Raw genomic sequence first — 23,182 nt, 5'->3', positions numbered from 1 at the left:
CATCCGGCTAGCCCTACCTGGGTGGGTCAGGCCGGCGGGTGGATCAGAAGTCGCCGCCCCCGAAGTCGCCGCCCCCGAAGTCGCCGCCGCCGAAGTCGCCGCCCCCGAAGTCGCCGCCGCCGTCGCCCCCGTCGTAGCCGCCACCGTCGCCACCGTCACCGCCGTCGTAACCGGTGCCGTCCTGGAAGCCCTCCTGGTAGCCGGCGTCGTAGCCGTAGCCCGGGTCCGCGAACGCCGGCGAGAACAGCGCGTCGGCGATCAGCAGGCCGCCGACGACACCCGCGGCGCCGCCGAGCGCCGGACGCCACCACGGCTGGGAGTACCAACCGGACGGCACGGGCCGGCCCTGGTAGCGCCCGCCGGGGTAGTAGTACGGCGTCTGGTTGCTCGGCTGCGGACCGGCCGTGAACTGCTGGCCCTGCACGTCGACCGTGCGCTCCTTGGTGAGCGTGCCGACGCCCCGGGCCGACGCGAGCTGGGGCAGCTCCGGACCCGGGTCGATGCCCATGGCGGTGCGGGCCGCCCGGATGTAGGTGAGGCCCTCCAGCGAGGTCTCCCGGGCCAGCTCGTACTGCCGCACGGACCGGGCCTGCTGCAACTGGCCGCCGGCCGCGTTGTAGCGCTCACCGGCGTCGGACAGCGCCTGTTGGACCGCCGGCTCCGACCCGTGCAGGTTCATCACCTGCCCGCCGAGTCGCTCGTACCAGCGCTGCGCCTCGGCACGCGCGTCGGTCAACTCCCGTTCGCGCCGGCCGGCCACGCCGCGCTGGTAGTAGAACACCAGCGCGATGACGATCACCAGCAGCGCGATCAACCACAACCAACCCATGACACGACGGTACGTCGCCTTGTCATGTCGCACCGGTTTGGCAGTCTTACCGGATGGACCTTTCGACGGTGGCCGTGGTGGTCCTCTGCCTGGCGCTCGGGGCGGTGGCCGGGTGGTTTGCGGCGGTTTCGCGCTCAGCGTCCCGGATCGCCCGGCTCGAAGCCACGATCGATGCCGGCCGCGAGGGCGAGGGGCGCCTGGAGCAGTCGATGCGGGCGCTGTCCTTCGAGGCGACGGTGCAGTCGCAGGAGGCGGTCGCCCGGGCGGTCGCGCCGCTGCACGAGACGCTGCGCCGCTACGAGATCCGGGTCGCCGAGCTGGAGCGGGAGCGCGTCGACGCCTACGCCGAGCTGCGCGAGCAGGTCCGGGCCATGTCGACCGTCTCCGGCGAGCTGCGCACCGAGACCAAGCAACTGGTGGCGGCGCTGCGCGCCCCGCAGGTCCGGGGCCGCTGGGGCGAGCACCAGCTGCGCCGGATCGTCGAGGCGGCCGGCCTGCTGGAGCACTGCGACTTCGCCGAGCAGGTGACGGCGTCGACCGACCACCAGGGCGTACGACCCGACCTGGTGGTCCGGCTGCACGGCGGGCGGTCGGTGGTGGTCGACGCCAAGGCGCCGTTCGACGCCTACCTGACCGCGATGGAGGCGCGCGACGAGCGCACCCGCGACCAGCACCTCGACGGGCACGCCCGGGCGCTGCGCGCACACGTCGACAACCTGGCGGCCAAGTCCTACTGGTCGGCGTTCGCCCAGTCGCCCGAGTTCGTGGTGCTGTTCGTGCCGGCCGACCCGTTCCTCGACGTGGCGCTGCAGCGCGACCCGACGCTGCTGGAGCACGCGTTCGCCCGCAATGTCGTGCTGGCCACCCCGGCGACGCTGATCGCTCTGCTGCGCACGGTCGCGTACTCGTGGCGCCAGGAGGCGCTGGCCCGCAACGCGGTCGCGGTGCACGAGCTCGCGCGGGAGCTCTACGGCCGGCTGGCCACCCTCGGCGACCACGTGGGCAAGCTGGGCTCGTCGCTCGGCACGGCGGTCACGTCGTACAACCGCGCGGTCGGCTCGTTGGAGGCCCGCGTCCTGGTGAGCGCGCGCAAGCTGGCCGACCTGGGCGTCTCCGGCGACGACCTGGTGGCGCCGCCGCAGGTGGAGAGCATGCCGCGCCAGCTCCAGGCTCCTGAGCTCATCTGAGGGAACCGCCGCAGCGGTGGCGTGCGTCCCATTCCAATGACACACTTCGACGTCATGCGCAGGTTGACCGGTCCACTGGTGGCAGTGATGGTGGTGGCCCTCGCGGGCTGCTCGGCGACCTCCCGGGAGGGCGACCCGATCCCGGCGCCCTCGACGTCGACGACCGCATCCGGCCCGACGCCGTCGACCGTGCCGGCCGTGCCGCCGGCGCCCACCACGACCGCGCAGCCGCCGGGCCGTGACCCGTCGCCCCGGCCGGCCAGCCCTCGCCCGTCCGGTGCGAAGACGCCGAAGGTGGTCAATGTCACCGGCACCGTGACCGCCGGCGTCGAGCCGGGTTGCCTGCTGCTCGAGGGCTACCTGCTCACCAACGCGCCGACGAGCCTGGTCTACGAGGGCGTACGCGTGAAGGCGACCCTGGAGGTCCGCTCCGACCTGGTCACCACGTGTCAGCAGGGCACACCGGCGACGATCACGTCGGCACAGCGCCTATGACATTGCGACTGTAATGTAAACTGCGAAGGGTGAGCCTCCTTCGCACCGCCACGACGTACGAGCGCGGCGTCTGGGTCAGCCTCTTCCGCTGGATCTTCCGCCGTCCCGACCCGGCCGGCCCGGGTGCCCGCTTCGGCTACAGCGCCATGACGACGCCCGTGCTGCTGGCCTTCATCGGTGTCTCGATCGTGGAGATCCCGATCCTGCACTTCCTGCTGCCCTGGCGCACGGTGCAGATCATCGCGTTCGCGGTGAGCATCTGGGGGCTGCTCTGGATGGTCGGCCTGCTGGGCGCGGTGCGGATCCACCCGCACCTGGTGCAGCCGGAGGGCATCCGGATCCGCTCAGGGTTCACGGTGGACGCGTTCGTGCCGTGGTCGTCGGTCGCCGCCGTGCGCACCCGCAACCGGCCGCTGGAGAAGAGCAAGGGCGTGCAGTTCGAGGAGACCGCCGACGGTTTGATCGGCAAGGTCGTGGTGCTCGGACAGACCAACGTCGAGCTCGTGTTCACGTCGCCGATCGAGGTCGGCCTGCCCCGCGGGCCGCTGACCGAGCTGCACTTCTGGGCCGACGACCCCGCGGAGCTGACCTCGGCGACCCGGGTCCTAGTCGGCTGAGGCTGAGCCGGCCCTGGCCGCGGCGGCGGCCTTCATGTCGCGCTTGAGCTCCTGCGGCAGCGAGAAGGCGAGGCGCTCGTCGACCGTGGTCACCTCGGAAACGTCTTCGAAGCCCCGCTCGACGAGGTGGTCGAGAAGCTGGTCGACCAGGTCCTCCGGCACGCTCGCGCCGGAGGTGACGCCGACCGTGTTGGCGCCGGCCAGCCAGGCGTCGTCGATCTCGCTGGCGTAGTCGACCAGGTAGGAGGCCCGGGCACCGGCGTCGAGGGCGACCTCGACCAGGCGCACCGAGTTGGACGAGTTGCGCGAGCCCACCACGATCAGCACGTCGCAGTCGGGCGCGATCTGCTTGACGACCTGCTGGCGGTTCTGGGTGGCGTAGCAGATGTCGTCGCTCGGCGGCGACTGGAGCAGCGGCAGGCGCACCTTGAGCCGCTCGACCGTCTCCAGCGTCTCGTCGACCGACAGGGTGGTCTGCGACAGCCAGACGACCTTGGAAGGGTCGCGCACGGTCACCTTGTCGACGCCCTCCGGCCCGTCGACGAGTTGGACGTGCGCGGGCGCCTCGCCGGCGGTGCCGATCACCTCTTCATGGCCTTCGTGGCCGATGAGCAGGATGTCGTAGTCGTCGGCGGCGAACCGCTTGGCCTCCTGGTGGACCTTGGTCACCAGCGGGCAGGTCGCGTCGATCGCCCGGAGCTGGCGGGCCTTGGCCTGCTCGTGCACCTCGGGCGCGACGCCGTGGGCCGAGAAGACCACCGTGGCACCCTCGGGCACCTCCGCGTTCTCCTCGACGAAGATCGCACCGCGGCGCTCGAGCGTGGCCACCACGTGCTTGTTGTGCACGATCTGCTTGCGCACGTAGATCGGCGCGCCGTAGAGGTTGAGGGCCTCCTCCACCGTCTGCACGGCACGGTCGACGCCGGCGCAGTAGCCGCGCGGGTTGGCCAGGAGCACACGCTTACGGGCGGGTTCCTCAATCACCCGCCAATGGTACGTGGCGGGACCGCGCCCGGCAGAATGTCGTGCGCCCGGAGTGCGCACCGCCACCGACCGGCGGCCCGCTCGCCGTAGGGTGGTGCGGTGACCTCCCCCGAGCCCAACGGCATCCCCAAGAGCACCGCGGAGGAGCCGTGGCCGGTGCGGGTGGTGAGCCAGAAGATCAGCACCTGGATCGCCAAGCTCGGCTGGGTGTGGGTCGACGGCCAGGTCGCCCAGATCAGCCGCCGGCCCGGCGCCAGCACCGTGTTCCTCACTCTGCGTGACCCGTCCGCCGACCTGAGCCTGACCGTCACGACCAACCGCGACGTGCTCGACCTCGGCGCGCCCAACCTCGAAGAAGGCGCCCGGGTCACCCTGCACGCCAAGCCGGACTTCTTCCCCGCCCGGGGCACGCTAAGCCTGCGCGCCGACGAGATCCGCCAGGTCGGCCTGGGCGAGTTGCTGGCCCGCCTCGAACGGCTGAAGAAGGCGCTGGCCGCCGAAGGCTTGTTCGACTCCCGCCGCAAGCGGCGGCTGCCGTTCCTGCCGGGCCGGATCGGGCTGCTCACCGGGCGCGCCTCCGCGGCGGAGCGCGACGTGCTCACCAACGCGCGGCGGCGGTGGCCGTCGGTGGAGTTCCGGACGATCAACGTCGCGGTGCAGGGTCCGACCGCGGTGCCGCAGATCATCGACGCGCTCAAGGTGCTCGACGCCGACGAGTCGATCGACGTGATCGTGATCGCCCGCGGCGGCGGTGGGGTGGAAGACCTGCTGCCGTTCTCGGACGAGGCGCTCTGCCGCGCGGTGTTCGCCTGCCGCACCCCCGTCGTCAGCGCGATCGGCCACGAGACCGACGCGCCGCTGCTCGACTACGTCGCCGACGTGCGCGCCTCGACGCCGACCGACGCCGCCAAGCGGATCGTGCCCGACCTGGGCGAGGAGATCCGGATCATCGGGCAGGCCCGGCAGCGCCTCGACCGGGCGGTGCGCGGCCTGCTCGACCGCGAGCAGCACCGGCTCGACGCGGTGCGGTCCCGCCCGGTGCTGGCCCGGCCGCACGTGATGATCGATTCCCGGGCCGCCGAGGTGACCGCGCTGCGCGACCGCGCCGGGCGTTCGCTGGACCACCGGATCAGCGCGGCGGGCGCCGACCTGCGGCACACGGTGGCCCGGCTGCGCGCCCTGTCGCCGGCGGCCACCCTCGACCGCGGCTACGCGATCGTCCAGGGCCGCTCGGGCCACGTCGTACGCGCGGCCACCGAGGTCGCCAAGGGCGACGTCTTGCGGGTCCGCCTGGCCCACGGTGAACTGTCGGCGACGGTCGACGAGGCGAGCACGAGCGAGGAGAACCGGTGACCGACGAGAAGTTGAGCTACGAGCAGGCCCGCGCCGAGCTGGCGATGGTGGTCGAGAAGCTCGAGGCGGGCGGCATCTCGCTGGAGGAGTCGCTGGCGCTCTGGGAGCGCGGCGAGCGGCTGGCCGACATCTGCCAGCACTGGCTCGACGGCGCCCGCGAACGCCTGGACGCCGCCCGCCAACAGGCCGGCGCCGAGGCGTAGCGGCCGCTAGACGTAGCGGTACAGGCCGGTAGGAGCGGTGCTGACGTCGGAAGCGGGCGGCATCCGGTCCGGCTTGACCGTGCCGTACTCGCTGTAGGTGATCTCAACCTGGCCCAGCTTGCCGCCGGTCTTGAGCACGAGCTTGGTCAGCCGGCCCTGGTCGTCGAGATCGGCGACGAACGGAATCTTGCTGACCTCGTCACCGATCAGATCGCGGGCCTTGCTGTCCAGCGCCGGGAGGAACTGGGTCTGCATGAGGTCGACCAGTCCGGTCAGATCACCGTTCTCGAGCCGGACGTCACGCGCGGCGGCGAGTATCTCGCCACCCCCTGGCAGGTCGACGTCATCGAAGAAGTGCGAGATCGACACGTTTTTGCCGGCCTTCTTCCGGTCGTACTTCAGCCACTCACCGTCGCCGTAGAACGGCTCGTTCTTGACCGAGAAATGCGCGAGGTGCGTCTTGCCGACGACCAACACCTCCACGGTGTAGTTGTCGGACTTCGGAAGGGTCAGCTTGAGCCGCGCGGTCCCGGTCGGTTTGTGCCGGTAGCCGACGACCGTGGCGCCGGACCGCTTGACCGTGAAGCGGTAGTTGCCCTTGGAGATCTCCCGCCGCGCGGCGTTGAGTACGTCGAGCGGATCGGGCGGGGCGGTGGCGGTCGGGCTGGCGGTGGGGGCCGGCGTGGCGGACGGCGCGACGCCGTTGTCGGCCGGCTGGCCGCAGCCCGCCAGCACGAGGACGGCGGCCGTCGAGGCGACAGCCCACCTTGGTGCGCGCATCGTTCTTCTTTCACCTTGATCGCACGGAGCGTGGGCGGTCGCCGAGACGACCGCCCACTCCGTCGTGCGGTTACGCGACCTCGTCGGCCGGGGGTGCCTTGGGCTGCGGGACGTCGCCGTACTCGAAGAACTTGACCGTCCCCTTCTGCGCCTTGACCGAGCCGGTGGCCGGGATCTCGATCACGATGGAGCTGAAGCGACCCTCGCTGTCGAGCGTGATGGTGACCGGGAGTGCCTTGGCCTTGTCGCCGAGCGCCTTGAGCGTCGCCTCGTCTTCGGTGAGGTCGAGGTCGGTGTTGACCGTGACGTCGACAGTGCCGGTGAAGGTGCCGGGCGCCGTCTCCTTGAGGTCGGCCAGGCCCTTGGTCATGCCGCTGCCCATGGCCTGCCCGCCGGCCCCGGCGAACGGCATGCCCTCCTCCTCGGCGGCAGTGGACTTCTGCCACTTGCCGAGACCCTCGGCGAGCCCCTGCATCGACGGGTCGTCGCCCGGGTCGAGGCCGAGGTCCATCTTGGTCCAGACGTCTTCGGCGATCGCGACCACTTCGATCTTGATCTCCTGGCCTTCGGACACGCCGGTCATGGCCATCTGCACGCTCTTCGAAGGCTGGTGCCGGACGCCTTCGGCCTTCATGCCGGTCGTCTCGTAGCTGAACTTGAAGCTGCTCTCGTCGACCTTCTTGCCAGCGGCGGCGATCTGCGCGGCGGGGTCGGCGGGAGCGGTGGTGGTCGCGGCGGCCGGCGAACCGGTGCCGGAGTCGGCAGCCTGGCCGCAACCTGCCAGGACAAAGAGGACGGCCGCGGCGGCGACCGCCAGCTTGGGCGTACGCAAGGGTTTACTCCAATGGATTCTTGGAAGAGGCGCCGTAGCGTACCCGGCTGGGCGTTGGCTGAGCGTTGGCTGGATCCCTAGATCACTTGAGGGAGCCGGCGAGCGTACGTAGATCCGCGTCAGCGGCCTCGCCCACTACGATCACGGTGCGGCCCGGGTCGAGCTTGACCAGGGCGCGCTCGCCCGGCCGCGTCGTGTAGGACTGCCACGCGGCGCCGGCGATGTCGGTCGTGCCCTGCGGCTGGGCCTCGGCGGTGAGCTCGGCCGGGATGACCTTGGTCGGCTCGGCGTCGGTCTGGAGGACCTGGGCGCCCTTGCCGTCGGGGCTGACCAGCCCCAGGCGCAGCGCCTTGCCACCGTCGATCTGCTGCCACCGGGCGGTGACCGTGGTCCACTCGTCGGACAGCCCGGTCGGCACGAGGACCGGGAAGGCGTTGGCGTGCCGGGCGTCGTCGATCGCCACGGCCGGGTCGACCGCGATGGGGTCGTTGCCGTCGAAGAACACCCGGTAGACCCCGAAGGCAAGGAGAATCGGTACGAGCAGCACGAGCATGGAGATCACCATGTCGCGCGGCCGGCGCTCACTGCGCTGGGCCGACTCGACGATCTCCTTGGTGCTGGCCTCCTGCTCCACGGGGCAATTGTGCCGAGCGTCGGCCGTTGCGACCACACCGGGTCGATACCGCGACCCGAACGGACGTTCAGCGGATGTTCATGCCAGGATCTCAGGTAACGACCGATCCTCACACTGCAGCGTCGCGACGCGAGGAGGCCGCCCGATGAGCGCCAAGATTCCGCAAGATCTCGACCGCAACCTGGCCCTCGACCTGGTACGGGTCACCGAGGCGGCGGCCATGGCCGCCGGTCGATGGGTAGGCCGGGGCGACAAGGAGGGCGGCGACGGCGCCGCCGTCGATGCGATGCGCAAGCTGATCAACTCGATCCAGATGCGCGGCGTCGTGGTGATCGGCGAGGGCGAGAAGGACAACGCCCCGATGCTGTTCAACGGCGAGGAGGTCGGCGACGGCACCGGCCCCGAGGTCGACGTGGCGGTCGACCCGATCGACGGCACCACGCTGATGAGCAAGGGCATGCCCAACGCCCTGGCCGTGCTCGCGGTCGCCGAGCGGGGTGCGATGTTCGACCCGAGCGCCGTCTTCTACATGGAGAAGCTGGTCGTCGGCCCGGACTGCGCCGACGTGATCGACATCAACGCCGGGGTGACGGAGAACCTCCGCCGGATCGCCAAGGTCAAGAAGTCGAGCGTCTCCGACGTCACGGTCTGCATCCTCGACCGCCCCCGGCACGAGCAGTTGGTCCGGGAGGTGCGGCAGGCCGGGGCCATGATCAGGTTCATCTCGGACGGCGACATCGCGGGCGCGATCTACGCGGCCCGCGACACGTCCGAGGTCGACGTGCTGATGGGCATCGGGGGTACGCCGGAGGGCATCACCGCGGCCTGCGCCCTCAAGTGCATGGGCGGCGCGATGCAGGCCAAGCTCTGGCCGCGCGACGAAGCCGAGCGCGAGAAGGCCCTGGCCGGCGGCCACGACCTGGACCGGGTGCTGCACACGGACGACCTGGTCTCAGGCGACAACGCGTTCTTCGTAGCGACGGGAGTAACCAGCGGCGACCTCCTACGCGGGGTGCACTACCGAGCAGGCGGCGCGTACACCCAGTCGATCGTGATGCGCTCGAAGAGCGGCACGATCCGAATCATCGACTCGTACCACCGCCTGGAAAAGCTGGCCCTCTACTCCTCGGTCGACTTCGACGGCCGCCCCCTGGCGGAACAGAGCTGACCTTGATGTGGATCAGCCGTTGTCGCTCGAGTGGCCGGGGAAGAGGTGGGCGTCCGGGTCGATGGCTACCGCGGCGTTGTTGACCGCGGTAGCGGCCTCGCCGAACCCCGTGGCGATCAGCCGCACCTTGCCCGGGTATTCGGTGATGTCGCCCGCCGCGAACACCCGGGGCAGGTTCGTGGCCATCGTGCTGTCGACCTTCACGTGCCGCTTGTCCAGATCGAGACCCCACTCGGCCAGGGGGCCAAGGTCGGCGGTGAAGCCCAGCGCCGCCACCACTGTGTCGACCGGGATGGTCTCGGTCTCGCCGCCCTTGACCGCTATGTCGGCGTGGGTGACCGCCTCCTCGCCGTGGATCTTCGCGATCTCGGCGTTGACCACGATGCGGACGCTCAGGTCCTGCACGCGCGCGACCGTCGCCGCGTGGGCGCGGAAGCGGTCTCGGCGGTGCACCAGGGTGACCGACTTGGCCAGCGGCTCCAGGGCCAGCGCCCAGTCGAAGGCCGAGTCGCCGCCGCCGACGATCAGCACGTCCTGGCCCGCCAGGTCGGCCAGGTGTGGCACGAAGAACACGATGCCGGTGCCGGTGAAGGCCTCCGCGGCCGGCAGCGGGCGGGGCTTGAAGCTGCCCATGCCGCCTGTGATGATGACCGCGCCGCAGCGGACGTCCTCGCCACTGGACAGGCGCAGCACCGGCTGGCCGTCGGCATAGGTCAGGGCGTCGGCCCGGGTGCCCAACAGGTATTCGGGGCGGAACGGCGCCGCCTGCTCGACCAGGTTGGCGACCAGCTCTCGGCCCTTGATGCTCGGGAAGCCGCCGATGTCGTAGATCTGCTTCTCGGGGTACATGGCGGTGACCTGGCCGCCGGGCTCGGGCAGGTTGTCGATCAGCGCGACCGAGAGCCCCCGGAAACCTGCGTAGTAGGCCGCGAAGAGTCCGGATGGTCCCGCCCCGATGATGGCGACGTCGATTTCCCGCATGGCTCACCAATGCCCTTCAGGCGACCTGGCCCGGTCGACATCGACGTTAGGCACAGCCATGCCATGCCGGCAAGCATCGCCACGAGGTTCGGGCGTCAGCGGCGGAACACGATGGCCGCGACCGCCCCGCCCAGGAAACCGAAGAGATGGCCCTGCCAGGAGACGTGCGGGTCGGAGGGCAGGATGCCGAAGAGCTGCCACCAGTACAACAGCCCGACCAGCACCACCACGCCCAGGTTCCACCACGTGCGTTCCACGATCCCCCGCGCCAACAGGAGACCGAAGTAGCCGAAGATCACCCCACTGGCACCGACCACCACCGTCCCGGGTGCGCCGAAGATCCACACGCCCAGGCCGCCGATCAGCATGATCAAGGCCGTCGACCAGATGAACCGGCGGGAGCCTGCGGCGAGTACGAACGTGCCCAGCAGGATCAGCGGGACGCTGTTGCCGTAGAGGTGGTCGAAGCCGTCGTGCAACAGCGGAGAGAAGATGATCCCGTCGAGGCCGTACGGGCTGCGCGGGATGATGCCGCCCCGAGGGTCGAGTCCGAGGCCCAGCCAGTAGTCCAGGGCCTCGATCGCGAACAGCACCGGGACCACCGCGCACATCGCCACGAAGGCCCGTCCGACGGCGGCGTAGAAGGGCTCGGTGCCGAAGCGCAGCCGGTCGGGCTCGGTCGTCCAGTCCTGGGCCACGCACTAGGGGTACCAGGCGAGGACCGTTCACGCCAGACGGGAGCGGAGCACCGCGAGACCGACCGCGATCTCAGGCCCGAAGGCCGACACCTGGCTGTAGACGCCCGGGAAGTCCTTGCGCGCGCATCCGTAGCCCCAGCTCACGATGCCGATCTGCAGCCACGATCCGTTGATGTCGAGCCGGACCATCGGGCCACCCGAGTCGCCTTGGCACGAGTCCTTGCCGCCCTTGCCGGCACAGATCATGTCGGAGTCGACGATGCCCATGTCAATCTTGCCGTACTTGCGGTCGCACGAGGAGTCGGAGACGAAGTCGACCTCCGCGGAGCGCAGCCGGCGCTGCTGGGTGAGCGAGCCTTCCGACGTCGCACCCCAACCCATGACCGTGAACCGGCCCCTGTCGTACGTGGAGTCGGCGGCCAAGGTCAGCGTCGGCAGGTCGAAGGGCTTCTCGAGCTGGATCAGCGCCCAGTCGTCGCCGGCGGCCGCGTCGGTGTAGCCCGGTGACCGGTAGACGTACGTCGAGCGGATGGTCCGCGCCCGGCTCGACTGGAGGTCGACCGAACCACCGGTGACCCGGATCGAGGTGTCCGCGCCGCTGCCCTTGACGCAGTGGCCCGCGGTCAGCACGACCTGGGACTCGATCAGCGAGCCGCCGCAGCCGACCGAGAGCCGGACGACCCAGGGGAACGAGCCCTCGTCGACGCGACTGCCGCCGACGATCCGCTCCCGGCCGGTGCCGTCGTCCGCCCGGGCCGGCCCGGCCAGCAGGCTCAGGACCGCCGCCATCACTAGTGTCGCGCCTCCGAGGCGCCGCCCCCGCATGGCTCAGACACTAGAGCGCACAAAAGCCGCAGAGGGCACGAACGCGAGTGTTCGTACCCTCTGCCTCATGTTTGTGGTTCAGTACCAGCCCTCGGCCTCCGAGTGCGCCCACGCACCGCAGGGGTCGTCGTAGCGGCCCTCGATGTAGCCCAGCCCCCACTTGATCTGAGTGGCCGCGCCGGTCTCCCAGTCGTCGCCGACCGTCGCCATCTTGTTGCCGGGCTTGGCCTGCGGGATGCCGTGCGCACCGGAGCTCGAGTTGTGCGCCAGCGGGTTCCAGCCGCTCTCGCGTGTCCAGAGCTTGTCGAGGCACGGCATCTGGTCGATCTTGAAGCCCTCTTCGAGCATCAGCGCGCAGCCGATCTTGCGGTTGCCGCTGTACTCGTTGCAGGACTCCGGGATCGGACCCGTGTACGGCCGCGCCTTCACCGGCTCCTTGGCCGCTTCGCGCTTCTTGCGGCTGGCCTCCTCGGCCCGCTTGGCGCGCGCGGCGGCCGCCTTGGCCGCGGCCTGGGCACGCTGGGCAGCAATCGCCTCGGCGTCCCGGCGCTGGGCCATCATCGACTCGTGCTCGAGGTGATGCTCCTTGAGCAGCGCGTTCTCGGCCTGCTGGGCCTCCGCGGCGAATTGCGAATCGATCCCCTGCTCTTGGACCCTGCGGTCCTGGCCCAGGTAGTAGCCGCCGCCCACCCCGGTGACCAGGATGCCGACCGCCAACGCCCGAACCCCGAACCGGCTCCACAGCCGAGTCACGAAGTCGTTCCCTTCGTCGGGGACATGGACAGCCCCGGCGCTCGGGGCCTCGTTCGCTCGCCAGACACCATTGCGCACAGTGAGCCGGGAGGGAAATAGGGAGACCATTGTGTGATCTGGGTCACGGGTTAAAGCTGGGTAAGTCAGGCAAAGCGCTACGCCAGAAAAAAGGTTTCCGTAACCTGTCGATCCGCGGCCCCCTTGGACGACGCATGGGCAGACAGAGTCAGAACTTCAAAAAGGAGCACTGCGATGAAGGTCAGCACTGGTGCCAGCGTGTCGATCGACGGCTTCGTCTCGGGTCCCGGCGAGACCGGGTTCGAGCACCTGTTCGCCTGGTACGACAACGGCGATGTCGAGGTGCCCACCGGTCACCCGGAGATGACCTGGCACATGACCCGGGCCAGTGCCGACCGCAACGAGCGCTGGTTGAACGAGCTCGGTGCCCTGGTCGTCGGCCGCAAGCTCTTCGACTTCACGAACGGGTGGGGCGGAAAGCACCCGATGGAGGTGCCGACCGTGGTGCTCACCCACAACCCGCCCACCGGGTACGAGGACAACAAGTGGTTCGCGTTCGAGACTGGCGGCATCGAGGCGGCCATCGCGCGGGCAGGTGAGCTCGCCGGCGGCAAGGGCGTCGGCCTCAACGCCGGGCGGATCGCCAGCCAGGCCCTCGACGCGGGACTGGTCGACGAGATCTGGATCGACCTGGTGCCGGTGCTGCTCGGCGGCGGCACGCCGTTCTTCGACCAGCTCGCCACCAAGCCGGTCCTGCTCGACGGTCCGCTGGAGACGATCCAGGGCAACCGCGTCACCCATCTGCGGTACGCCGTGCGCAAATGAGCGAGAAAGGGGGCCTCGGTTGGGAGGCCCCCTTTCCGCGTGGCTCAGGTGGGGATGTCCTCCAGCAGGTCGGTGACCACCTCGGCGATCGCGGAGCGCTCCGAGCGGGTCAGCGTCACGTGGGCGAACAACGGATGCCCCTTGAGCGCCTCTATGACCGCCGTGACGCCGTCGTGGCGGCCCACCCGCAGGTTGTCGCGCTGGGCGACGTCGTGGGTGAGCACGACCCGCGAGCCCTGGCCGATCCGGGACAGCACGGTGAGCAGGACCCCGCGCTCCAGCGACTGCGCCTCGTCGACGATGACGAACGCGTCGTGCAGGCTCCGGCCCCGGATGTGGGTCAGGGGCAGCACCTCGAGCATGCCGCGGCCCAGCACCTCTTCCCGGACGTTCTCGTGCACCACCGCACCGAGCGTGTCGAAGACCGCCTGGGCCCACGGCGACATCTTCTCGGTCTCGCTGCCGGGCAGGTAGCCGAGCTCCTGGCCGCCGACCGCGTAGAGCGGGCGGAACACGATCACCTTCTTGTGCCGGCGGCGCTCCATGACCGCTTCGAGCCCCGCGCACAGCGCCAGCGCCGACTTGCCGGTGCCCGCCCGGCCGCCCAGCGACACGATCCCGATCGACTCGTCGAGCAGCAGGTCGAGCGCGATCCGCTGCTCGGCCGATCGGCCCCGCAGGCCGAACGCCTCGCGGTCGCCCCTGACCAGCTTGACCACCTTGTCCGGCAGCACCCGGGCCAGCGCCGAGCCGCGCGACGAGTGCAGCACCAGGCCGGTGTGGCAGGGCAGCTCGGCCGCCGCGTCCAGGGCCAGGTCGGCACCGCCGTACAGCTCGTTGACGACGTCGTCGCCCACCTCGATCTCGGCCATGCCGGTCCACGTCGGGTCGCTGGCCTGGCCGTGCCGGTATTCGTCGGCGGCGAGCCCGACCGCGGCGGCCTTGACCCGCAGCGGCATGTCCTTGCTGACCAGCGTGACCTGACGACCCTCGCCGGCGAGGTTGAGGGCTACCGACAGGATCCGCGCGTCGTTGGACTCGTTGCGGAAGCCGGGCGGCAGCACACCGTCATCGGAGTGGTTGAGCTCGACGCGCAGCGTGCCGCCGAGGTCGTTGATGGGCACCGGCTGGTCCAGCCGACCGTGCTTGATCCGCAGCTCGTCGAGCATGCGCAGCGACTGCCGCGCGAACCAGCCGAGCTCGGGATGGTGACGCTTGCCCTCCAGTTCGGTGATCACCACCAACGGGAGCACGACCTCGTGCTCGTCGAAGCGGCGAAAGGCGGCGGGGTCCGACAGCAGGACCGAGGTGTCCAGGACGTAGACCGGCCTAAGTGGCCCGTCCTCCTTCGCGGCGGCCTTGCGCCCGCGGGGGGCGCGGCCGGTCGCGTTGGTGTCCTGGGTGGCCCGGGAAGTGGTGCGCGCAGTTGTCACAGGCCTGCTCCGGCGAGCGTGCACCCGGACCGTCCGCGTGTTTCCGCCTCGTCCGGTGCCCGGGAGCACGGGGTCGGATGCGGGCCCCGTGGCGATGTCGTCGCAGGTCCAGGCCGGCCGGCTGGCGTGGGATGACCCCTCGCCATGGCTAGACGCTAACTGGCATCTGCCATCCGGGGGAAGTACACGCCGAAGTAAGACCTACTCGTTTACCGGGATTTTCGTTGGGGTTGGCCGGCCCGGCTGGCGCTAGCCGGGCCGGCCACCGGCGGCGACGCGCGCCCCTCACGCGTCGCCGCCGTCGGGATCGGGGCCACCGGACTGGCCCGATCCCTGGTGCGCGCGACCGCCCTGCCACCGGGCGGTCAGCGCTCGCGGGTGACCACTCACGCCACGGACTGGCTCGCGATCTCGCGAACCTCCGCGGCGTGCCGTCCGCCGTCGGTTGTGGTCCCCACGAAGGAGGCGCTCAGATAGGTGGTTCCCGAACCGATCATGGTGGTCGGGACGTCCGGTGCGAACCGTTGCCGCGGTTCCGCCCGGGCGGTTGCCGCCACCGCTCGCACCCCCTGGCGCCGGCGAAGCCCTACGCCCCGGTCGCCATCGAAAAAGCCCTGTCTGTAGCCGGTCCGGTAGCCGACCCGCCCGTGCAGTCGTCCGGCCGCGTAACTGGAAGAACCGAGCATGAGGACGAGGAAGATCGCGAAATACACGGTCATCGGTACGCGCTGCCTCTCACCGCTCGTCCGGGTAGCGCGGTGCGCGGTCGATCCGCGGATGGCCGGCGAGCAGGTGGTCGATGTCGTCCACACCTACCTCCTCGACCAGCTCGACGGCGACCCGGCACTGGTCGATGACCACCTCGGCGACCGAGGTGCGGCGCAGCTCGGCGCCGGTGTCGTAGACCCTGATCCGCAGGTCGGGGCAGCCGAGGTGCAGGCGCCACGCGTCCCACTCGGTCATGTCGGCGACTTGCAGCGATACGTATCTGGCACCGCGGGCGAGGTAGAGCCGCCACGGTGCGGTGATGCCGGCCGCGACTCCCGCCGCGATCAGCCCGAACGCCTGCTCCCGGGTGGCCAGCTCGGTCATCGCCCGGAACCCCCTGATGTCACGTAGCCGTGACGCGTTTCGACACTGTTCGTCTCGTTCACGTGACACAACGTAATGCGTATCGCGCGCGTGACAGCATCGGCTTTTCGGGCGATTAGCGCGGAACCTGTGTCGGCCTAGTCTGACCACGTGACGCTGCCCGAACGGCCCGCTCGATCGTTTACCGGCGATCGTTCGGACCCGTCACGCACGCGATACACAAGGCGTTCGCCGGCCGGGAAGATCGAGAACTGGCCGTACCGTCAGCCGGTGCCGGACACCTCAGCCGGACGCAAGATCGCGTTCGCCGCATTCGTTCGTAAGGCGCTCGAGGACGCGCGGACGACCCGCGCCTGGAGCGGTTCCGAGGTGTCCCGTCGCACGGGCGTGTCCCGACAGACGATCAACCGATGGGTGCGCGCCGACTGGGCCAGCGACCCAGAGGCCGAACGCGTGGTCGCCTTCTGCGCCGGCCTGGGCCTCAACCCCTCCACCGCGTTCGGCGTGCTCGGCTGGGACGCGGCCACCCCCGGCCGGCCCGCGCCGACGGCTCCCCCGATGGACCCTGACGTCGAGGCGCTGCTGCGCCGGCTCGTGGACCCCAACGTTTCCGACGCGGAGAAGTTCCACATTCGAGAGACGATTCGCTATCTCGCGTACCGGCCGTTGTTGCCGTCTGACCGGCCGTCGAAACGTCGTAGAGCCGTTTAAACCTCTAAGTGGCCGTCTCGTTACGCAAATGGCGAAAGAAGCCGTGAGTCGTGTGGCGAATGGCACGATCTTAACGCGCGTAGCGCAGTAGCGTGCGCGTTTGTACTGCTTGGGCTCGGGTCGGGTGGGGAGCACCGGAGGTCAGCCAAAGCCCTGCGGGACAACAAAGGAGGGGTCGTCGATGGCCCTGAAATGGGGGGCGGTCGTCGTCTCGGCCGTCTCGGTCACGCTGTTCACGACTGCCAACATTATTGTCGGGGTGCTAGACACGAGCGAAGTTCCGACGGCGTTCAACATGGCGACCATCGCGATGGCGTCGGTGGGCACCGTCGTCGCTGTGCTCGCCGAGTTGTACGCGCGGGTCAACGGGAGGATCACCGCACTGGCCGAGTTCGTGGCCGTGCGGCTGAACGAGCTCGACGCGCACACGGGCGACCGCAACGCCGGATTCGTCGAGGGTTATCTGCTCAGCCACGGCGAGGAAGCGGGCGCCATCGTCCCGTTCACCCAGCAGCGGACCGGGCGCCAGCACGATCGCTAATCGGGGCGGGGGTTGTCAACCGGGTGATCCGTCAGGTCCGAGGGCGGCTGACACCCGGTAGGCTTTGCGCTGTGCGGGGGTCAGATCACGGCCACGGGCGCGACGACCGCCCGCTGAACGCGGAGAGCGCATGGCGCTTGACCGCGGACAGGGCTGACGAGTGCGTGCTGTTCTTCGACTTCGACGGCACCTTGGCGCCGGTGGCGGACGATCCGACCGCTGTGCGCCCGGTGCCCCGGGCGCTGTCGGCGATCGCCGCGCTCGCCCGGGTCGTCCGACGCGTCGCGATCGTCTCGGCCCGCCCGGTCGACTTCCTTCGTGACCGGCTCGGCACCGCCGACGTCGACCTCTACGGCCTCTACGGGCTCGAGCACAGCCACGGCGCCGGCCCGACCGTCACCGAGCCCGCAGCGCTGCCCTGGGTGCCGGCGATGGCCGACCTGGCCGACCGCGCCCGCACCGAGCTACCCGCCGAGATCCTGGTCGAATACAAGCGCCTGTCGGTGGCCCTGCACTACCGCACGGCGCCGGAGCTGGCCGGCGAGGTCGAGCGCTGGGGCAACGCCGAGGCCGAGCGGCTGGGGCTGCGAGTGCAGGTCGGCCGCATGGTGCTCGAGCTCAAGCCGCCCGTCGACCGCGACAAGGGCCTGGTGATCGGCGAGGCCGTCGCCTCGGCCGGTTGCGCCTGGTACTTCGGCGACGACGTCTCCGACCTCAAGGCCTTCGCGGCGCTGCGCGACCGCGAGGAGCGCGACCCGTCCTTCTTCGGGGTCTGCGTCGCGGTGGCCAACCCGGAGACCGGCCAGGCCGTGGCGGGCGCCGCCGACCTGACCTTCGACTCCCCCGAGGCCCTGGGCGACTTCCTGGGGGACGCCGCTGCTTCGGTGCGCTGAGGCGCTCAGACTCCCCAGCGGGCGCAGGCCGTGTTGAGCAGGCTGGTGTACGCGCGCAGGTCGGGCTGGCCCGGCCGCCACCGCGCGACCTCGTCGGCGACCCGTGTCAGGTCGCTCTTGAGCTTCTGGTCGGTCGCCTCCTTGGCCCGGTCGCGGATGAAGCCCGACCACTTCTTGCCGACCATCGCCTTGTCGGCCTGCACCGCGTTCTCATAGGACCGCGAGTAGTCGTTGGTCGCGGTGCGGACCCGGCCGCAGACGTTGCGGTCCGCCGGCGGAGTCATCTCGGTGCCGGGCACGTTCGTGGCGGCGGGCGCGCTCGGGGTGGTCGGGACACCGGGCTGCGCGGTCGAGCCCGGCGAGGTCGGCACGCCGGACGAGGACGGCGGCCCGGCCACCTGCCGATCCACCGTGGACGTGCAGCCGAGGGCGAGCGCCCCGGCGGCGATGACGAGCCCGACCTGGAAGACGCGACGCAGCCTCATGGCACGAAGTGTGCCGTGCGACATCGACCGACCGCCACCCGCGCCGGCGCTCAGGCGGACGGGCGGCGGAACGCGCCGAACCACTCGTTGGCGGCCAGCTCGCGGGCGACCGACTCGTCTTCCTCGGCGGGCCGGTTGACGACGTGGTCCGCGATGACGCGCATCCCGCCCCAGATCATCACCCGGCTGGCGGTCGGGGCGTTGAGGTCGGCCGGTGCGCGGCCGGCGGCCTGCTCGGCGACGAGCAGCTCGTGCGCCCGGTCGATGAACATCCGGAGCTGGTCCTCCCAGAACTCCCCGATCGTGCGCTCGTAGCCGGCGACCTCGAGCACGGCGGCCAGCACGTGCCGGCGGTCCCGGTAGAAGCGGATGACCCGCAGCAGGCTCGCGGCCAGGTCGTCGAGCGCCGCCGGCCCGGTGGGCGTCCAGTCGCCGACCAACGCGAAGGACACGTCGCCGAGCTGGGCCGCGAGCCGCAGCAGGAGCTCGGTCTTGTCCCGGAAGTAGAGGTAGAAGGTCGAGCGCGCGACACCCGCCTCCGCGGCGATCCGCTGCACCCCGAGCTCGGTGTAGGTTGCGCCGCCGGCGAGCAGCCGCTCGGTCGCGGCGAGGACGTCCGCTTCGACGGCGGCTCGTCGGCTGGGGTCGGCCGCCGGGCGGCGGGTGATCGAGGCCACGGTCAGATCTTAGGCAGGGGGTGTACGTTTCTGCCGGACAACGTGTCCGACAACATGTCTGGCAGGAGACGACGTGGTGACCGAGGGTGTGGCGTGGCGGTTGACGGCTTTTGGCGACCCACGGGAGGTGGTGCGCCGGGAACGCCTCCGCTACGAGGAGCCATCGGCCGGCGAGGTGCTCGTACGGGTCCGCACGGCCGGCGCCGGCTATCCGGACGCGATGATGGCGGCCGGCGCGTTCCCCCTGCTGGGCTCGCCACCGTTCGGCCTCGGTGAGGAGGTCTGCGGCGACGTGGTCGCGGCCGGCCCCGACGAGCCGTTCGCGGTCGGCGAGCGGATCATGGGCATCACCGCGTTCCTGCGCGGCTGGGGCGGCTACGCCGAGTACGCGTACGTCCGGTCCGGCTCGGCCGTCGCGGTCCCGGCAGCGTTCACCGACGAGCAGGCGGGCGGCTTCCCGATCGCCTACCGCACGGGCTACGCCGGTCTCGTCGAGCGCGCGGCCCTGCGGTCCGGTGAGCACCTGGTCGTCCTGGGCGCCGCCGGAAGCTCGGGCGTGGCCGCGATCCAGCTGGGCAAAGCGATCGGCGCGACGGTGACCGCGGTAGCCGGCAGCCCGGAGAAGCTCGCGTTCTGCCGGTCGGTCGGCGCCGACCAGGCGGTGAGCCGCCACAGCGCCGACCTCACGAAGGAACTGCTGGAGGCGACCGGGGGCAAAGGCGCTGACGTGGTCTACGACGTCGTCGGCGGTGAGACCGCGGCCGCCGCGGCCAAGGCACTGGGCCGGGGTGGCCGGCTCGCGATCGTCGGCTTCGCCTCGGGCACGCCGGTGACCCTGGACCCGGTCGACATGCTGCTGCGCAACTACTCCGCGGTTGGAGTGCTGGCCGACGCCCACTCGGCCGAGGGCGAGCGGGCGGCCTGGGGTCGCCTGGCGGAGCTGGCCCGGCAGGGCGCGCTCACCACTCCGGTGGGCAAGGTGTGGTCCTTCGACCAGGTCCCGGACATGATCGCGGAGCAGACCACCCCACCGGCCGGCAAGGTCGTCGTGCTGGTCGCATAGCGACCGTCGGACGGCCGCCAGATCCCCGGCTCGGACTGCCACCCCAGCGCGGCTGGGACTACGGATCGGTCTGCCGCCGGACGGCGGCCCGTCGGGCCGCAAGGCAGCGCCAGCCCATCAGACCGCAAGGCGGCAGCCGGCCCATCAGGCGGCAAGGCAGCGGCCAGCCCGCCAGGCCGCAAGGCAGCGGCCAGCCCGCCAGGCCGCAAGGCGGCGGCCAGCCCGCCAGGCCGCAAGGCGGCGGCCAGCCCGTTGGGCCGCCAGGATCTGAGGGTGGCGCTAGGCGCCGTAACGGCGTTGGCGGCTCGCGTAGGAGCGCAGGGCGCGCAGGAAGTCGACCCGGCGGAAGTCCGGCCAGTTGGCGTCGCAGAAGTAGAACTCGGAGTGCGCCGACTGCCACAGCAGGAAGCCAGACAACCGCTGCTCGCCGCTCGTGCGGATGACCAGGTCGGGGTCCGGCTGGCCGCGGGTGTAGAGGTGCTCGGCGATGTGGTCCACGTCGAGCACCTCGGCCAGCTCCTCCAGGGTGCCACCGCGGGACGCGTGCTCCTGGAGCAGCGAGCGGACCGCGTCGGCGATCTCCCGGCGGCCGCCGTAGCCGACCGCGATGTTGACCTCGGCCCCGCCCACCCGGTCGCGGGTGCGCTCCTGGGCCGCCTTGAGCGCGGCCGCGGTCTGGGCCGGCAGCAGGTCGAGCGCGCCGACGATGCGCAGCCGCCAGGGGTTGGCGTCCTCGGCGAGCTCGACGACCAGGTCTTCGATGATCTGCAGCAGCGGGTCGAGCTCGGCCGCCGGCCGGCGCAGGTTGTCGGTGGCCAGCAGGTAGAGCGTCACGTGCTCGACGCCCGCCTCGTCACACCAGCCGAGCAGATGCTTGATCTTCGCCGCACCGACCCGATGGCCGTCGTTGGGATCGACGTATCCCATCTCCTTGGCCCACCGGCGGTTGCCGTCGCACATCACCCCGACGTGGCGGGGCACGGCCTTGCCGGCCAGCCGAGCAGTCAGCCGCCGTTCGTAGATCGAATAGACGAGATCACGCAGATTCATCACTTGCAGACTAGCGACCTCCGCCATGGACGAACGGACGAGCTTGTTCTGTCCGAACGGTCAACTCGCGAGCGATGCGCCCCAGCGTACGGGGCTGTAGCAGACCGTCGCCGAGACCGAGTTCGACGATCGAGTCGAAGACCCGGCGGTCGGTCCCGGCGGCCCGGACAGCGGCCTGGATCACGGCCGGCGTGCGAGCCAGCCAGGCCGCGGCGGCGCTGTGCCGGAGGTGCCGGCCGAGCCGACGACGGAGCGCCACGGCATAGGAACGCGCCGCGTGGGCCGGGGTGACCGCGGCCGCGTGGCCGGCCAGCGACCCGGAGAGCACCGCGTAGAAGATGCCCTCACCGGTGAACGGGTTGATCAGCGACTGGGCGTCGCCGACCAGCACCACGCGCCCGGCGCCGTGCGGCGGCCGCGAGGTCGACAACGGCAGGTGATGGGCGCGCAGCCGCGTGACGTCGGCGAGATCGATCTCGGGCAGCAGGTCGGCCATCCGGTCGAGCAGGTGTGCACGGCTGAGCGGCCGACCCCGCATCACCTCGCCGTAGCCCACGTTCGCCGTGCCGTCGCCGATCGGGAACGCCCAGGCGTACGCGGGCCACCGCGGCCCCGACGTCACGATCCGCTGATCGGTCAACCCGGGAAAGGCCACGTAGCCACGCATCGCGACGGCGAGGTGCCGCCCCTGGTTGGGCCGGTGTCCGAGCGCCCGGCGGACCACCGAGCCGGCGCCGTCGGCACCGATCAGCACCTTGGCCGCGATCGTGTCGTCGACCACGACGCGGTCGGCCTCCACCCGCACCGACCGGACCGTGTGCCGGCGAAGCTCCGCACCGGCTCCGACGGCCGCGTCGACGATGCGCGCGTCGAGCACGTACCGGGGAATGGTGTAGTCGGGTCGGCGCAGCTCTCCCCCGGCCGTGCCGTCAGGTGTCTCCAGGCGCAGCGAGCGCACCGGCGCGTAGCCCGCCGCGATGTCGTCGACGCCGAGCCCGGCCAGCACGTCGAGCACGTGCGGCGCGATGCCGTCACCGCAGGTCTTGTCGCGCGGGAAGCTGGACCGGTCGAGCAGCAGCACGCTGGCGCCGGCCCGGCGTGCGGCCACCGCCGCCGTCGCTCCGGCGGGGCCGGCACCGACGACGAGCACGTCGTAATCGATCATCAGCGAACCGTATCCGGGACAGAGGCCTCGGCGCGCGGTGTCGGCACGTGGGCACGGGCCGAGGTGCGCGAGCGCGCGACGCCCCACAGCGTCAGCGCGGCGGCGACGAGCAGCGGGCCACCGTCGCGGACCAGGCCGTCGACGCCGAGCAGCACGAAACAGAGCGGCAGGTCGACGAGCAGCACCGCGATCGTGAGGACGACCAGCGAGACCCGCGCCCAGGCGCGGTCGCGCAGCAGGAAGATGGCGATCGGCAGCAGCACGTTGCCGACGACGACGGCGAACAGCAGCCAGCCGAGCACCAGCGGCAGCCGGCGCAGGCCGGCGTCGCCCAGTGCCACCAGCGCCGGCACCACCATCAGTGCCGGAAACGTGAACGCGGCAACCCGGGCGGTCAGCGTCCAGGCGGCTATCGGTGGCCGGCGCGGCACGCCCTCCTGCCAGCCGATGCCGCGGCGGTCGAGCACGAGCCGGTTGGGATGCCGCACGAGGTGCGCGCCCACGGTCGGCACCCGGTAGAGCAGCACGACCACCGCGACGCAGAGCGCGGTGAGCAGCACGAAGCCGATCGCGCCGGGCAGCGGCGGCACCCCTGAGCGGGGCACGACCAGCCGCCCGACGGCGAACACGGTGGTGACGGCCAGGATCAGCCCGAGCGGCTTGGCGCCGGCGCGGCCGCGGCGCACGTGCCAGACCAGGATCAGGAAACCGAACGCCCGCAGCAGCGCCCAACCGGTGCGCACCGCCAGCCCGAAGCCCTGCTCCGGCGCGTACGCCCAGTTGACCAGCTCGACCGCGACCGTGGCGGCGGCCGTCGCGTAGAGGAGCGCTACCAACGCGCGCACGGTCGGGGGCATGCCGTGAGTGTAGGGAGGCCCCGCGGAAAGGGC

28 protein-coding genes are annotated in these 23,182 nt (G+C 71.0%); 11 read left to right on the top strand and 17 right to left on the bottom strand.

Annotated features, from left to right (window positions below):
• Positions 1 to 43 precede the first annotated feature (43 nt).
• On the bottom strand, positions 44 to 829 hold the full coding sequence (locus tag AB0J88_RS03090) for a hypothetical protein (protein WP_364355523.1): 786 nt from the start codon (positions 827 to 829) through the stop codon (positions 44 to 46).
• Between the two features lie 53 nt (positions 830 to 882).
• On the opposite strand from AB0J88_RS03090, the gene AB0J88_RS03085 reads away from it, so the two are divergent.
• From AB0J88_RS03085 to AB0J88_RS03075, 3 genes are read left to right on the top strand one after another with little or no spacing between them, the layout of a single operon-like run.
• Complete coding sequence (locus tag AB0J88_RS03085) at positions 883 to 2,016, top strand: DNA recombination protein RmuC (RefSeq protein WP_364355526.1); 1,134 nt, start codon at positions 883 to 885, stop codon at positions 2,014 to 2,016.
• Between the two features lie 54 nt (positions 2,017 to 2,070).
• Positions 2,071 to 2,511, top strand: a complete 441-nt coding sequence (locus AB0J88_RS03080; protein WP_364355529.1) for a hypothetical protein — start codon at positions 2,071 to 2,073, stop codon at positions 2,509 to 2,511.
• 29 nt (positions 2,512 to 2,540) lie between these two features.
• Positions 2,541 to 3,128: a hypothetical protein gene (locus AB0J88_RS03075; RefSeq protein WP_364355532.1), complete on the top strand. Its 588-nt coding sequence runs from the start codon at positions 2,541 to 2,543 to the stop codon at positions 3,126 to 3,128.
• Here AB0J88_RS03075 and AB0J88_RS03070 read toward each other — a convergent pair.
• Entirely contained in the window at positions 3,117 to 4,109 is a 993-nt protein-coding gene (locus AB0J88_RS03070) for a 4-hydroxy-3-methylbut-2-enyl diphosphate reductase (protein WP_364355949.1), read from the bottom strand. The genes AB0J88_RS03075 and AB0J88_RS03070 overlap by 12 nt on opposite strands.
• Positions 4,110 to 4,211: 102 nt before the next feature.
• Here AB0J88_RS03070 and xseA point away from each other — a divergent pair, with 102 nt between their 5' ends.
• Both xseA and AB0J88_RS03060 read left to right on the top strand, forming a co-directional pair.
• Positions 4,212 to 5,465, top strand: a complete 1,254-nt coding sequence (gene xseA, locus AB0J88_RS03065; protein WP_364355535.1) for an exodeoxyribonuclease VII large subunit — start codon at positions 4,212 to 4,214, stop codon at positions 5,463 to 5,465.
• Complete coding sequence (locus AB0J88_RS03060) at positions 5,462 to 5,668, top strand: exodeoxyribonuclease VII small subunit (protein WP_364355538.1); 207 nt, start codon at positions 5,462 to 5,464, stop codon at positions 5,666 to 5,668. The genes xseA and AB0J88_RS03060 overlap by 4 nt, the downstream gene beginning before the upstream one ends.
• Positions 5,669 to 5,674: 6 nt before the next feature.
• Here the strand turns inward: AB0J88_RS03060 and AB0J88_RS03055 are convergent, their stop codons facing one another.
• The 3 genes from AB0J88_RS03055 to AB0J88_RS03045 all read right to left on the bottom strand — a co-directional run bounded on the left by AB0J88_RS03055 (position 5,675) and on the right by AB0J88_RS03045 (position 7,914).
• Positions 5,675 to 6,448: a hypothetical protein gene (locus tag AB0J88_RS03055; protein WP_364355541.1), complete on the bottom strand. Its 774-nt coding sequence runs from the start codon at positions 6,446 to 6,448 to the stop codon at positions 5,675 to 5,677.
• A gap of 70 nt (positions 6,449 to 6,518) precedes the next feature.
• Entirely contained in the window at positions 6,519 to 7,280 is a 762-nt protein-coding gene (locus tag AB0J88_RS03050) for a hypothetical protein (RefSeq protein WP_364355544.1), read from the bottom strand.
• Between the two features lie 82 nt (positions 7,281 to 7,362).
• On the bottom strand, positions 7,363 to 7,914 hold the full coding sequence (locus tag AB0J88_RS03045; RefSeq protein WP_364355547.1) for a DUF4245 domain-containing protein: 552 nt from the start codon (positions 7,912 to 7,914) through the stop codon (positions 7,363 to 7,365).
• Positions 7,915 to 8,059: 145 nt separating this feature from the next.
• On the opposite strand from AB0J88_RS03045, the gene glpX reads away from it, so the two are divergent.
• On the top strand, positions 8,060 to 9,082 hold the full coding sequence (gene glpX / locus AB0J88_RS03040) for a class II fructose-bisphosphatase (protein WP_364355550.1): 1,023 nt from the start codon (positions 8,060 to 8,062) through the stop codon (positions 9,080 to 9,082).
• A 12-nt stretch (positions 9,083 to 9,094) separates the two neighbouring features.
• Here the strand turns inward: glpX and AB0J88_RS03035 are convergent, their stop codons facing one another.
• From AB0J88_RS03035 to AB0J88_RS03020, 4 genes are all read right to left on the bottom strand, one after another.
• On the bottom strand, positions 9,095 to 10,063 hold the full coding sequence (locus tag AB0J88_RS03035) for an NAD(P)/FAD-dependent oxidoreductase (protein WP_364355553.1): 969 nt from the start codon (positions 10,061 to 10,063) through the stop codon (positions 9,095 to 9,097).
• A 95-nt stretch (positions 10,064 to 10,158) separates the two neighbouring features.
• The gene (locus tag AB0J88_RS03030) at positions 10,159 to 10,761 is read right to left on the bottom strand and encodes a rhomboid family intramembrane serine protease (protein WP_364355556.1); all 603 of its coding nucleotides are present in this window, start codon (positions 10,759 to 10,761) and stop codon (positions 10,159 to 10,161) included.
• 27 nt (positions 10,762 to 10,788) lie between these two features.
• The gene (locus AB0J88_RS03025) at positions 10,789 to 11,586 is read right to left on the bottom strand and encodes a serine protease (RefSeq protein ID WP_364355558.1); all 798 of its coding nucleotides are present in this window, start codon (positions 11,584 to 11,586) and stop codon (positions 10,789 to 10,791) included.
• A gap of 78 nt (positions 11,587 to 11,664) precedes the next feature.
• A complete protein-coding gene (locus AB0J88_RS03020; RefSeq protein WP_364355560.1) occupies positions 11,665 to 12,339 on the bottom strand; it encodes a lytic transglycosylase domain-containing protein in 675 nt (224 codons plus the stop codon).
• Positions 12,340 to 12,591: 252 nt separating this feature from the next.
• Between AB0J88_RS03020 and AB0J88_RS03015 the strand changes: the two genes are divergently transcribed.
• A complete protein-coding gene (locus AB0J88_RS03015; RefSeq protein ID WP_364355563.1) occupies positions 12,592 to 13,182 on the top strand; it encodes a deaminase in 591 nt (196 codons plus the stop codon).
• Between the two features lie 44 nt (positions 13,183 to 13,226).
• Here the strand turns inward: AB0J88_RS03015 and AB0J88_RS03010 are convergent, their stop codons facing one another.
• From AB0J88_RS03010 to AB0J88_RS03000, 3 genes are all read right to left on the bottom strand, one after another.
• Entirely contained in the window at positions 13,227 to 14,498 is a 1,272-nt protein-coding gene (locus AB0J88_RS03010; protein ID WP_364355952.1) for a PhoH family protein, read from the bottom strand.
• Positions 14,499 to 15,001: 503 nt separating this feature from the next.
• A complete protein-coding gene (locus AB0J88_RS03005; RefSeq protein WP_364355566.1) occupies positions 15,002 to 15,334 on the bottom strand; it encodes a hypothetical protein in 333 nt (110 codons plus the stop codon).
• A 16-nt stretch (positions 15,335 to 15,350) separates the two neighbouring features.
• On the bottom strand, positions 15,351 to 15,707 hold the full coding sequence (locus AB0J88_RS03000) for a hypothetical protein (RefSeq protein WP_089247163.1): 357 nt from the start codon (positions 15,705 to 15,707) through the stop codon (positions 15,351 to 15,353).
• Positions 15,708 to 15,977: 270 nt separating this feature from the next.
• Here AB0J88_RS03000 and AB0J88_RS02995 point away from each other — a divergent pair, with 270 nt between their 5' ends.
• The 3 genes from AB0J88_RS02995 to otsB all read left to right on the top strand — a co-directional run bounded on the left by AB0J88_RS02995 (position 15,978) and on the right by otsB (position 17,852).
• Positions 15,978 to 16,418: a helix-turn-helix domain-containing protein gene (locus tag AB0J88_RS02995; RefSeq protein WP_364355955.1), complete on the top strand. Its 441-nt coding sequence runs from the start codon at positions 15,978 to 15,980 to the stop codon at positions 16,416 to 16,418.
• 181 nt (positions 16,419 to 16,599) lie between these two features.
• The gene (locus AB0J88_RS02990; protein ID WP_364355569.1) at positions 16,600 to 16,959 is read left to right on the top strand and encodes a hypothetical protein; all 360 of its coding nucleotides are present in this window, start codon (positions 16,600 to 16,602) and stop codon (positions 16,957 to 16,959) included.
• A gap of 71 nt (positions 16,960 to 17,030) precedes the next feature.
• Positions 17,031 to 17,852 carry a trehalose-phosphatase gene (gene otsB, locus AB0J88_RS02985; protein WP_364355571.1) on the top strand — a complete coding sequence of 274 codons (822 nt, stop codon included), beginning with the start codon at positions 17,031 to 17,033 and terminating at the stop codon, positions 17,850 to 17,852.
• A gap of 5 nt (positions 17,853 to 17,857) precedes the next feature.
• Here the strand turns inward: otsB and AB0J88_RS02980 are convergent, their stop codons facing one another.
• Positions 17,858 to 18,337 carry a hypothetical protein gene (locus AB0J88_RS02980; RefSeq protein ID WP_364355574.1) on the bottom strand — a complete coding sequence of 160 codons (480 nt, stop codon included), beginning with the start codon at positions 18,335 to 18,337 and terminating at the stop codon, positions 17,858 to 17,860.
• Positions 18,338 to 18,387: 50 nt separating this feature from the next.
• Positions 18,388 to 19,014, bottom strand: coding sequence for a helix-turn-helix domain-containing protein (locus AB0J88_RS02975; protein WP_364355577.1), 627 nt, complete (start codon positions 19,012 to 19,014; stop codon positions 18,388 to 18,390).
• A 76-nt stretch (positions 19,015 to 19,090) separates the two neighbouring features.
• On the opposite strand from AB0J88_RS02975, the gene AB0J88_RS02970 reads away from it, so the two are divergent.
• Complete coding sequence (locus tag AB0J88_RS02970; protein ID WP_364355580.1) at positions 19,091 to 20,077, top strand: zinc-binding dehydrogenase; 987 nt, start codon at positions 19,091 to 19,093, stop codon at positions 20,075 to 20,077.
• Positions 20,078 to 20,356: 279 nt separating this feature from the next.
• On the opposite strand, the gene AB0J88_RS02965 is transcribed toward AB0J88_RS02970, so the two are convergent.
• From AB0J88_RS02965 to AB0J88_RS02955, 3 genes are read right to left on the bottom strand one after another with little or no spacing between them, the layout of a single operon-like run.
• Entirely contained in the window at positions 20,357 to 21,127 is a 771-nt protein-coding gene (locus AB0J88_RS02965; RefSeq protein ID WP_364355583.1) for an isoprenyl transferase, read from the bottom strand.
• A 10-nt stretch (positions 21,128 to 21,137) separates the two neighbouring features.
• Positions 21,138 to 22,292, bottom strand: a complete 1,155-nt coding sequence (locus AB0J88_RS02960) for a geranylgeranyl reductase family protein (protein WP_364355586.1) — start codon at positions 22,290 to 22,292, stop codon at positions 21,138 to 21,140.
• A complete protein-coding gene (locus tag AB0J88_RS02955) occupies positions 22,292 to 23,149 on the bottom strand; it encodes a hypothetical protein (protein ID WP_364355589.1) in 858 nt (285 codons plus the stop codon). The genes AB0J88_RS02960 and AB0J88_RS02955 overlap by 1 nt, the downstream gene beginning before the upstream one ends.
• Between the last annotated feature and the right edge of the window lie 33 nt (positions 23,150 to 23,182).

Source organism: Asanoa sp. NPDC049475 (genome assembly GCF_040676915.1).
GTDB lineage: Bacteria > Actinomycetota > Actinomycetes > Mycobacteriales > Micromonosporaceae > Asanoa.
Note: the sequence above shows the minus strand (reverse complement) of the source record. Positions and strands in the feature narration are given on the sequence as shown.

What these genes read in the sequence shown, in the direction of transcription:
- AB0J88_RS03090 (WP_364355523.1), bottom strand. Translation starts at nt 829, where the DNA reads ATGGGTTGGTTGTGGTTGATCGCGCTGCTGGTGATCGTCATCGCGCTG.
- AB0J88_RS03085 (WP_364355526.1), top strand. Translation starts at nt 883, where the DNA reads ATGGACCTTTCGACGGTGGCCGTGGTGGTCCTCTGCCTGGCGCTCGGG.
- AB0J88_RS03080 (WP_364355529.1), top strand. Translation starts at nt 2,071, where the DNA reads ATGCGCAGGTTGACCGGTCCACTGGTGGCAGTGATGGTGGTGGCCCTC.
- AB0J88_RS03055 (WP_364355541.1), bottom strand. Translation starts at nt 6,448, where the DNA reads ATGCGCGCACCAAGGTGGGCTGTCGCCTCGACGGCCGCCGTCCTCGTG.
- glpX (WP_364355550.1), top strand. Translation starts at nt 8,060, where the DNA reads ATGAGCGCCAAGATTCCGCAAGATCTCGACCGCAACCTGGCCCTCGAC.
- AB0J88_RS03035 (WP_364355553.1), bottom strand. Translation starts at nt 10,063, where the DNA reads ATGCGGGAAATCGACGTCGCCATCATCGGGGCGGGACCATCCGGACTC.
- AB0J88_RS03025 (WP_364355558.1), bottom strand. Translation starts at nt 11,586, where the DNA reads ATGCGGGGGCGGCGCCTCGGAGGCGCGACACTAGTGATGGCGGCGGTC.
- AB0J88_RS03015 (WP_364355563.1), top strand. Translation starts at nt 12,592, where the DNA reads ATGAAGGTCAGCACTGGTGCCAGCGTGTCGATCGACGGCTTCGTCTCG.
- AB0J88_RS03005 (WP_364355566.1), bottom strand. Translation starts at nt 15,334, where the DNA reads ATGACCGTGTATTTCGCGATCTTCCTCGTCCTCATGCTCGGTTCTTCC.
- AB0J88_RS03000 (WP_089247163.1), bottom strand. Translation starts at nt 15,707, where the DNA reads ATGACCGAGCTGGCCACCCGGGAGCAGGCGTTCGGGCTGATCGCGGCG.
- AB0J88_RS02990 (WP_364355569.1), top strand. Translation starts at nt 16,600, where the DNA reads ATGGCCCTGAAATGGGGGGCGGTCGTCGTCTCGGCCGTCTCGGTCACG.
- AB0J88_RS02980 (WP_364355574.1), bottom strand. Translation starts at nt 18,337, where the DNA reads ATGAGGCTGCGTCGCGTCTTCCAGGTCGGGCTCGTCATCGCCGCCGGG.
- AB0J88_RS02965 (WP_364355583.1), bottom strand. Translation starts at nt 21,127, where the DNA reads ATGAATCTGCGTGATCTCGTCTATTCGATCTACGAACGGCGGCTGACT.
- AB0J88_RS02960 (WP_364355586.1), bottom strand. Translation starts at nt 22,292, where the DNA reads ATGATCGATTACGACGTGCTCGTCGTCGGTGCCGGCCCCGCCGGAGCG.
- AB0J88_RS02955 (WP_364355589.1), bottom strand. Translation starts at nt 23,149, where the DNA reads ATGCCCCCGACCGTGCGCGCGTTGGTAGCGCTCCTCTACGCGACGGCC.